The sequence below is a fragment of the Dialister sp. genome (assembly GCF_036343215.1).
Taxonomy (GTDB): domain Bacteria; phylum Bacillota; class Negativicutes; order Veillonellales; family Dialisteraceae; genus Dialister.
This window is the reverse complement of sequence record NZ_JAZASU010000068.1, coordinates 1-9,066: the sequence shown is the minus strand read 5'-3', so window position 1 is coordinate 9,066 and position 9,066 is coordinate 1. Positions and strand designations below refer to the sequence as shown.

General features: G+C 49.3%; 8 protein-coding genes. 5 read left to right on the top strand and 3 right to left on the bottom strand.

Translation table 11 applies throughout. The annotated features are described in order from the left end of the window. Positions 1-167: 167 nt before the first annotated feature. Positions 168-1,022, bottom strand: a complete 855-nt coding sequence (locus tag VZT47_RS08005) for a LysR family transcriptional regulator (protein WP_330224450.1) — start codon at positions 1,020-1,022, stop codon at positions 168-170. 116 nt (positions 1,023-1,138) lie between these two features. Between VZT47_RS08005 and VZT47_RS08000 the strand changes: the two genes are divergently transcribed. The 5 genes from VZT47_RS08000 to VZT47_RS07980 all read left to right on the top strand — a co-directional run bounded on the left by VZT47_RS08000 (position 1,139) and on the right by VZT47_RS07980 (position 8,023). After that, complete coding sequence (locus VZT47_RS08000) at positions 1,139-2,047, top strand: DMT family transporter (RefSeq protein WP_330224449.1); 909 nt, start codon at positions 1,139-1,141, stop codon at positions 2,045-2,047. A gap of 388 nt (positions 2,048-2,435) precedes the next feature. After that, a complete protein-coding gene (locus tag VZT47_RS07995) occupies positions 2,436-3,281 on the top strand; it encodes a deoxyribonuclease IV (protein ID WP_330224448.1) in 846 nt (281 codons plus the stop codon). After that, the gene (locus VZT47_RS07990) at positions 3,278-4,450 is read left to right on the top strand and encodes an exonuclease SbcCD subunit D (RefSeq protein ID WP_330224447.1); all 1,173 of its coding nucleotides are present in this window, start codon (positions 3,278-3,280) and stop codon (positions 4,448-4,450) included. The genes VZT47_RS07995 and VZT47_RS07990 overlap by 4 nt, the downstream gene beginning before the upstream one ends. Continuing rightward, positions 4,447-7,077, top strand: a complete 2,631-nt coding sequence (locus tag VZT47_RS07985; protein WP_330224446.1) for an SMC family ATPase — start codon at positions 4,447-4,449, stop codon at positions 7,075-7,077. The genes VZT47_RS07990 and VZT47_RS07985 overlap by 4 nt, the downstream gene beginning before the upstream one ends. Positions 7,078-7,756: 679 nt before the next feature. After that, positions 7,757-8,023 (top strand): ABC transporter permease, encoded by a 267-nt coding sequence (locus VZT47_RS07980; protein ID WP_330224445.1) that lies wholly within the window; start codon positions 7,757-7,759, stop codon positions 8,021-8,023. A gap of 256 nt (positions 8,024-8,279) precedes the next feature. Here the strand turns inward: VZT47_RS07980 and VZT47_RS07975 are convergent, their stop codons facing one another. Then, positions 8,280-8,483: a helix-turn-helix domain-containing protein gene (locus VZT47_RS07975; protein ID WP_330224444.1), complete on the bottom strand. Its 204-nt coding sequence runs from the start codon at positions 8,481-8,483 to the stop codon at positions 8,280-8,282. A gap of 1 nt (position 8,484) precedes the next feature. After that, positions 8,485-9,066, bottom strand: a 582-nt coding sequence (locus VZT47_RS07970) for an AAA family ATPase (protein ID WP_330224443.1), incomplete at its 5' end; no start/stop codon positions are given.

The following is a 9,066-nucleotide window of genomic DNA, read 5'->3' as shown; positions in this document are numbered from 1 at the left end:
CCCTCCGCCGGTTCGATCGATTGTGTACATCCAGGTGATGAGGGATTTCTTCAGGGGCCCTTTCATTCGCTCCACCGGTATAGTAGCAAAAAGTGCGATTTGTATCATTAGAATTTTATTAAACTTTTGGATACCCATTGAAAAATAAAGGGCTCCGCGGTTTTCACTCATACAGCCTTCCTCATATATTCGATAAATTTTTTCAATGCCGGGGAAGGTGTTTCCGGTACCGCTATGCCCAGTTCGATGGTTTGACGGGGAGAAAGGGGGAGGACTTTCACTTTTCCCTGCCAGGAGGCAGTCATGAGACGGTTATTGAGGGAAATGCCCAGGCCTGCCTCTACCATTTTGTAAGCGCTGTAATTGTCCACGGAAGTGAAGGCGACCTGCAGATGGAGTTTTTCTTTTTCACAGAGCCACCAGATGTCCGTTTCTTCGCCGGGAATTTCGTCGATGAAAGGTTCTTTTTCCAACTGTTTGAGAGGGAAAGCGGAAAGGCCGGCGAGAGGGTGATTTTCCGGAAGCCATGCCACGAGTTCATCCCGGATGAGAGGAATCCAGGGGCCTTCGTAAGTCTGGCGGCTGATGATGGCGGCGTCCAGTTCATGGCTCATCAGCCGCTCCCGGAGTTCTTTATTTCCTGCCTGGACCAGGTTGATCCGGATTCCGGGATATTTTTTCCTGAAATCCGAAAGGATGGGAGGCAGGAGATTGGCGGCCACGCTGAAAAAAGTGCCGATATTGAGCTCGCCGGTGACAAGTCCGTTTACATCTCCGCTGATTTCGCGGATGACCTGTTCCTGCCGGAGGATTTCCTTCAGGGCCGGCAGGATTTTTTCTCCTTCTTTTGTCGCCGTCACGCCGCGCGGGGTGCGCAGGAGCAGGGGAAGGCTTACTTCTTCTTCCAGACTTTTGATGGCCCTTAAAATCCCCGAAGGGGTATAGCCCAGTATTTCCGCGGCTTTCGACATGCTGCCCTTTTCCAGGGTGGTGAGAAGGATCCTGCATTTTTCCGTGTCCATAGAAACTCCTTTGAATTTTTATCATATCTGTTATGAAATACTCGCTATTCCGTCACAGCTGACTCTATAGTACCATGAAGGCAGCAAAAATTCCATTTCCTCGAAAGGAGACCTTCATGAACAGCAGACAGGCAGAAATCCTTCTCTTTTCCGTCATTGCGGCGCGGAGCACGTCCTATACATTTTCCAAAATTTCCATCCATGCCCTTCCGCCCCTGGAACTGCTGGGCATCCGTTTCCTCCTTTCTTCCCTCCTTCTCTGCATCCTTTTTCACAGGAAACTCGTCAGAATCGGCCGGGAGGAAATCAAAGGCGGAATCCTGACAGGTCTTTCCCTTTTCGCCTGCATGGCCTGTGAACTGGTAAGTCTTACTATGATTCCCGCCTCTTCGGCAGCTTTTCTTGAAAATACGGCGGTCCTCTGGGTCATCCTCATGGGGGCTTTTCTGAAAAGGAAATTTCCCGGTCTGAAGACGATTTTTTCCATGGCCCTCGTCATTACGGGAATTGGATGTCTTACGCTCAAAGGAAATGAAATTTCCTTTTCAGCCGGTGAACTCATCTGCCTTGCGGGCTCTATTTTCTATGCGGTATGGATTCTCCTGACCGGCTATTTTGCGAAACGGGCCGAACCCATTTCCATCGGCCTTCTCCAGATGGGAGTCATGGGCGTTCTGGGCCTTGTTTTTTCTTTCCTTCTGGAAATACCGGTTCCTCCTGTGGGACTTTCCACCTGGGCCTCTCTCTCCGGTCTCATCCTCCTCTGCTCCGTCTTCGGATTTACTTTCCAGACGGTGGCCCAGAAATATGCTTCTCCTGAAATGGCAGGATTTTTTGCTGCCGCCGCTCCCATGATGGCCGCCTTTTTTTCCTGGCTGATTCTGGGAGAAGCCATGACATGGATTCAGCTGGCAGGAGCCGGACTGATAACAGTGAGTCTTGTTCTCATGCAGCGGAGCGAAAAAGAAAAACAGGAAAAAGAGATTTCCCTGCTTTCTTCCGGAGAATGTACCGGGAAAATTTAAATTCATGGCCTTCCGGTGCCCGCAGCTTTACCCGGAAATCCCTTCATGGCCTGAGGATTTCCTTTCGGAGCGCGGGCCATTTTTATTGGGAAATACAGTAATTACAAAACAGGCAGTATGGCTGGAGTTATAAGGTTATCAGTTATCAGTTCTTAGTTATTAGTGAAGGAAGGCCCGCATCAGACTGGATGGCGGGCCATTCTTATTGGGGAAATCTGGTATTCCCTTTAAGTTTCACTAATAACTGCGAACTGATAACCAATCTCGCAGAATGCATGAATTGCTTTCCATGAGCGCAGGCAGCCATTGCCCCCGGAAGGCCTGTTTCATGCTATAATTAAATTGTAATTTTATGAGAATCTGCTTTTATTTCCATAAAGGAGTCACTATGTTCATCATCGGCTGTCATTTATCCGTGACCAATGGTTACCTGGCCATGGGCAAAAAAGCCACAGAGCTGGGGGGAAATACGTTCCAGTTCTTCCCCAGAAATCCCCGGGGCGGCGCGTCGAAACCTCTGATCGAGGAAGATGTGGAGGGCCTCCGTCAGTGGATGAAAGATCATGATTTCGGGCCCATTCTCTGTCATGGAGCCTATACCATGAACGGCGCGTCCACAAAGGAAAGTGTCCGGGATTTTGCCCGCAGGGCCATCCGGGAAGACCTGGCCAAAGCAGCCCATCTGCCGGACTGCATGTATAATTTCCATCCCGGCGCTCATCTGAAACAGGGAGTGGATGTGGCTGTGGGCCTCATTTCCGATATGCTGAATTATGCCATGGATCAGGAAGAACTTCCAAAAGTGGTATGCCTGGAAACGATGGCAGGAAAAGGAACCGAAGTGGGCCGCACTTTTGAGGAACTCTCTGCTATCATCGAAAAAGTGGAACGGAAGGACCGGATGGGAATCTGCCTGGATACCTGCCATATTTATGACGGGGGCTACGATATCGTAAATGATCTGGAGGGTGTACTGAAAACCTTTGATGAAATCATCGGCCTTCCAAGACTTCATGCCATTCATCTCAATGATGACAAAAATCCACTGGCCAGCCATAAGGACCGGCATGAAAAAATCGGACAGGGATCCCTCGGCATCGGGACCATCACGAAAATCATCAACCATCCGAAGCTTCGGGATCTTCCTTTCTATCTGGAAACGCCCAATGAACTTCCCGGTTATGCAGAGGAAATCGCTTTGCTGAAAAGTTTAAGAAAAGAGGAAAATCTATGAAATTCATTCATACTGCCGACTGGCACCTGGGAAAGCTCCTCAAAGAGCATTCCATGAAGGAAGACCAGTCCTGGCTCCTGGACCATGAATTCCTTCCCCTGGTGGACAGGGAAAAACCGGATGTCATCCTTCTTTCGGGAGATGTGTATGACCGTTCCTATCCTCCCGAAGAAGCAGTGGAACTTTTTGACCGGATGACCGAAGAAATCGTGGGGAAGCGGAAAATCCCCTTCCTCATTATCAGCGGCAATCATGACAGTGCGGAAAGACTGGCCGTGGGAAGCCGTCTCCTTTCCCACCAGGGACTCTATATTTTCGGGCCTCTGGAAAGGGTGAAACCGGTCATTCTGTCCGATGAATACGGAAAAATCGCCTTCCTTCCCATGCCCTATGCGGATCCTGCGAGGGTTCGGGTCATGATGAATGAATGCGGCATCGAAGGAGCCGAATCGGTGCGGACTTTTGAGGCCGCCCAGAAGGCCCTTTCGGACCATCTTCTTTCCCTCCTTCCTGACGGAGGAAAGGGAATGCGGAAAATCGCCCTGGCCCATGTTTTTGCAGCCGGCGGGAGCCCCTCCGAATCGGAAAGGCCCCTTTCCATCGGAGGCTATGACCAGATTCCCGATTCTCTTTTTGCGGCTTATGACTATGCGGCCCTGGGCCATCTCCACGGGCCCCAGAAGACACAGTCGGATTCTGAAAGGATTCAGTACTCCGGAAGCCTTATGCGGTACTCCTTCAATGAAGTGTACCAGCAAAAAGGCGTGATTATTGGAAATATGGATGGAGAAGGAAATATTTCCACCTCCTTCCACGAACTTACACCCCTTCGCCAGCTCCGGGAAATGAAAGGGACTTTCGAAGCCCTGATGGATGAAAAAACGGAACCTTCCGAAGATTATCTCCAGATCACCCTCACCAATGAATCGCCGGTCATCGATGCCATGCCGAAACTTCGGGGAAAATTCCCGAACTGCCTGGGTGTGGAACAGGATATGGGCTTCAAAGACGATGAAGGGACAAGGGACCTTCATCTGGAGCAGATGAGCGACGAAGAAATCCTGAAAAAATTCGTGAAACAGTTCCGGGAGACGGAGCTCACGGAAGATGAAGAAAAACTGGCCCTTTCCATCTGGGAAAAGGTCTATGCAGGGGAGGCGGAAAAATGAAACCATTGAAACTCATCATGCGTGCCTTCGGGCCCTATGCAGGAGAAACGGTGATTGATTTCGACAAACTCGAAGGCCGCCATCTTTTCCTGATCTGCGGACCGACCGGCGCAGGCAAAACCACCATTCTGGATGCCATGTGCTATGCCCTTTACGGCAGGACCAGCGGGGACCGGACGGGAAGCCATATGCGAAGCGATTATGCTACGGGCGCCCAAAAAACGGAAGTCATTTTTGACTTTGAAATCGGCGGGAAAATGTACCGCGCCTCCAGGAGCCCGGAGCAGATGCTGAATAAAAAACGGGGCGAAGGCCTGAAAAAGGTGACCATGCAGGCCTCCCTTTCGGAACTGGAAAATGGAAAAGAAGTAAGAACGGTCACGAAAAATGTGGAAGATGCGTCTTCCAGACTTCTGGGCCTCAATGCAAACCAGTTCTGTCAGGTCATCCTGCTGCCCCAGGGGGATTTCCGGAAACTCCTCGTGGCCAAGGCAGAAGAGCGGGAAGCCATCCTGAAACAGCTTTTCAAGACCCAGCGGTTCTCCGATTTCCAGAATGAACTCTTTGCCCATTACAAAGTCCTTCTGGGCCGTCAGAAAAATGAAGAAACCGAGCTGGATGCCACCCTCCGCATGGCAGGAGCTGCGGATGAAAAGGAACTCACAAATAAAATTTCCGAAACCGGAAAAGCCATTTCCGAAGCCAAAGCCATTCATGACCGGGCGATTCGGGAGTATAACGATTTCCGCAAAGGCTATCAGAAAGCCGCCGTCCTTCACAGCCATTTCATGAATCTGGAAAAAGCGGAAAAAGAGCAGAAAATCCTCCTTTCGGAAACGCCAAAGATGGAGGAGGCAAAGAAAAACCTCGCCCGGATCCGCAGCGCCAAAGAACTGGCGGCTTATTTCGAAAATCTGGATAAAATCATAGCGGATGGAAAAGTTGTCCGCAGCCAGCTGGACAGTGCAGGTCTGCGAAAAACAAAAGCAGAAAAAGAAAAAGCCCTTCTTGCCGCCAAAGCACAAGAACTGGAAAAACAGACCGATGAAATTGCAAAGTCCCGCATGCGCATGGCCCTCCTCATTGCCTGGGAACCGAAGGCAAAAGCCTATGGCGCCACAAAGCGGGAAGTGGACCGGCTCACGGATTTATACGATAAAGCGGCTGCCAAACTGGCACAGCTGGAAAAAACAGCCAAAGAATGCCAGGCAGAAAGAGATCAGGCCCGGAAAGAATATGAAGACATCGCCCATGCCTACTATTCCGGCCAGGCCGCCATTCTGGCAAAAAATCTTCGGGACGGCGTGCCCTGTCCCGTATGCGGAGCCATGCATCATCCGTCTCCCGCAGGAGCGGACAAAAATCTTCCCACCGAAGGGATGCTGAAAAAAGCAGAGAAAAAAGCAAAAAAAGCGGCCGAAGATTATGACGATGCCAATTTCCTCTGGCAGAATTACCAGGCCGGCGCTTTTGTAAGCGCCATCACGGAACTGGGAAATGCCCAAGCCAAACTCCGGACCCTGGAAGATGTGCCGGAAGAATATAGAAATACCGATGCCATCCAGACCGAAGTGGCAAGGCTCAACCATTTCATTCAGGACTGGGAAAAGGCGTCCAGAGAAACGGCAGAAAAGAAAGAAAAGGCAGCGGCCGAACTTTCTGCAGCCGGAATGCAGTACAAAACCTACGAAGAACAGCGGGAAAAACTGGCAAAAGATTACAAGGAATGGGAAGGAAAACTGACCGAAAAATCCCTCTCCGCCGGCTTTAAAGACCTCGCCGAATGCAGCAGCTGGTATAAAAAGGCGGGCGAGGAAGATTCTATTTCCAGAACCATCGAGACCTGGCAGAGCCGGCTGAAAGCGGCAGAAAAAATCATTGCCGATGAAAAACTGACTGTCGGCAGGGAACCGAAACCGGATATGGAAGCCCTGGGCCGGAAAGAATCGAAACTGCAGGAAGATATCAGAGGAGCCCTGCGCACCATTTCCGACGGCGAAAACAGAAAGAAACTCCTGGAACAGGCGGAAGGAAAAGTCAAAGAAATATCGAAACGCCACGAAGAAACCCTGAAAGAGGCAGGCCTTGCGGCAGGCCTTTACAGCCTTGTCCGGGGCGATAAGACGAGAGTCACCCTGGAAAGGTATGTATTGGGAGCCCTCCTCGATGAAGTAACCCGGGCGGCCAACCTCCGTCTTCTCGATATGAGCCATCATAGATACAGCCTTCACAGAATGGCCGACGGCTCCACCGATGCCAAAGGGGGTCTCACCCTGGAAGTCTCGGACAGCTATACGGGAAGATCCCGCCCCGCCAATACCCTCTCCGGCGGCGAAACATTCCTGGCTTCCCTCTCATTGGCATTGGGTCTTGCCGACGTGGTCCAGGCCCGGCAGGGAGGAGTAAGGCTCGATACCATGTTCATCGATGAAGGCTTCGGCACCCTTGACCCCGAAGCGCTGAACAGCGCCATGAATACCCTGATCGACCTCCAGAATACGGGACGACTCGTAGGCATCATCTCCCATGTACCGGAACTGGAAGAACGAATCGATGCCAGACTCCGCATCATGCCGGCAGAAAAGGGGAGCAAAGCGGTCTTTGATGTGATGGATTGTGCTGACTGAGTCTTTGGGCAGATACCATGACCCGAGTCTTTCACGGTATTCGGGGTTTAGCCTCATCCCGGCACGTTCCTTCGGGATCAATTCCGGAGATTCGGGGTACGGGGTGCGGGGTTCGGGGAGGATATGGTTTGCTTTGCAAACCAATCTTATATAGTGCGCTTTGCGCACGGCCTTCGGCGCTCACATATCGATTCTAAGGATAGTACGCCACTTTCCCCTCTGCTTTGGGGACCTGACCGGATGGGGAGGGGACAATCTCATTTTCGAGTTGCGCGATCGTACAGCCCAATTCATATGTCCTGCTTTGATGGAACCATACGGGGGTTCATCCCCGTCTGTGCAAAATCCCCATAAAAAATTGACGGCGCATCAGCGCCGTCACCTTCCCGACAACCCCGACAATCCCGAGATAATTCCCGACAATTCCCGAAGCAAAAGCTGCTAAAAAATTCAGTTTCCCCTTTTGAAACAAAAGATTTTATATTTCTAACTTGTAATAATTTCCAATCCATTGCATAAAATATTTCTTTACTCCGTTGACATGACAAAAAAAGAAATGTATAATGGGTTCAATCAAAGAATGACAGATTAACGAAGTTGATCTGAATGACGCAACGAGGCATCGGCATATGCCCCCGTTGCGTTTTTTTATTTCCGAGGGGAAATAGAGGGGGATTGTATGAGGAACTATATCATTAAGCGTCTGCTCATCGCCATACCGGTATTATTTCTCATATCGGTCGGGGCATTTCTTCTGGTACACCTGACTCCGGGGGATCCGGCGGATATGTATATTTCCCCGGATATGACGAAGGATCAGATCGAACTCACCCGTATTTCCCTGGGGCTCGACAAGCCCCTTGTGGTTCAGTATGTAGACTGGATTAAAAATTTAATGTCCGGCAATCTCGGCTTTTCCTTTGCGAAATGCAAATCCCCGTATTGATAAAAGAACTTTTCGCACCCCAAATCTTGAAAATCGCTTGATATATGGGCTTTTGAAGCATGCCGCTTCGGAAGTCCATTTTTTATTTTTCGGCAAAAAATTCATTTGCACATTTTTCGTATCAAATTTTCTGAAAACCAAAATGCACAACATTTGAACGGTAGGTTAAAGGGTATCGTTCTATGGTTTGATAATCGTTCATGATTTAGATGACAAAAGACTCCGTGCAGACTATATCAGTTTGCACGGAGTTTTTTTAATCATTGATTGTTTCCAGAATATCCTCGACACGGCAATGAAGAGCTCCACAGATTTTAAGCAGGACATCAGTTGTGATGTTAGCACCTTTACCGAGTTTTGCAATTGAAGCGGCGCTTACGCCGGCGGCTTCTTTTAATTCCATTTTGGTCATGTTTTTGTCAATCAACAGCTTCCATAGTTTATTGTAGCTGATGCGCATTTTATCTTTCTCCTTGTTCGATACCCATCATCATATTGAAGTGCTGTTCTTGATTCATGTATTTGAAAATCATTCTAAATGTGTTCCGGTAGAGCTGTTCATCAAGAAAGTCGTCCGTATAGTTGATTCCATCATTCACACTGGAATTATCGGAAATAATGTAGGAAAGAAGCACTTTCGCCATCTCATATCGCTCTGGAGTTTCTCTACCATTTTCATCAAATAGAAAGTCGTTCTTATGGTCTTCCAGAATACGCTTCCTTAGATCATCCTCTTCATACCCGCAGAGTTGTAGGAAATAATATTCTAGAATCCTGCGAATGGTGCTCTTTAACGGGATACCGCTCCGGACTTCCTTATAAGATTCCCAAAGGGCAGCGTAGGAGTTCTTAACAGGATTGACATTCATCATTTTGGTAGGGCAGTCGGGGTTCTGCTTTTCAAACAACTGGACGGAAGATTTATTGTTGATTTTGCGGACCAGGTAAAAAGATACAAAGTCCCAATTCCGGGCATAAAGATAAGTTACTTCACGATGGAAATAGGCATTGTGGGTAAGAATGAAAATCTGCTTGATGAAATT

Coding starts and splice junctions, on each gene's coding strand:
- VZT47_RS08005 (WP_330224450.1), bottom strand. CDS start 1,022: ATGGACACGGAAAAATGCAGGATCCTTCTCACCACCCTGGAAAAGGGC.
- VZT47_RS08000 (WP_330224449.1), top strand. CDS start 1,139: ATGAACAGCAGACAGGCAGAAATCCTTCTCTTTTCCGTCATTGCGGCG.
- VZT47_RS07995 (WP_330224448.1), top strand. CDS start 2,436: ATGTTCATCATCGGCTGTCATTTATCCGTGACCAATGGTTACCTGGCC.
- VZT47_RS07990 (WP_330224447.1), top strand. CDS start 3,278: ATGAAATTCATTCATACTGCCGACTGGCACCTGGGAAAGCTCCTCAAA.
- VZT47_RS07985 (WP_330224446.1), top strand. CDS start 4,447: ATGAAACCATTGAAACTCATCATGCGTGCCTTCGGGCCCTATGCAGGA.
- VZT47_RS07980 (WP_330224445.1), top strand. CDS start 7,757: ATGAGGAACTATATCATTAAGCGTCTGCTCATCGCCATACCGGTATTA.
- VZT47_RS07975 (WP_330224444.1), bottom strand. CDS start 8,483: ATGCGCATCAGCTACAATAAACTATGGAAGCTGTTGATTGACAAAAAC.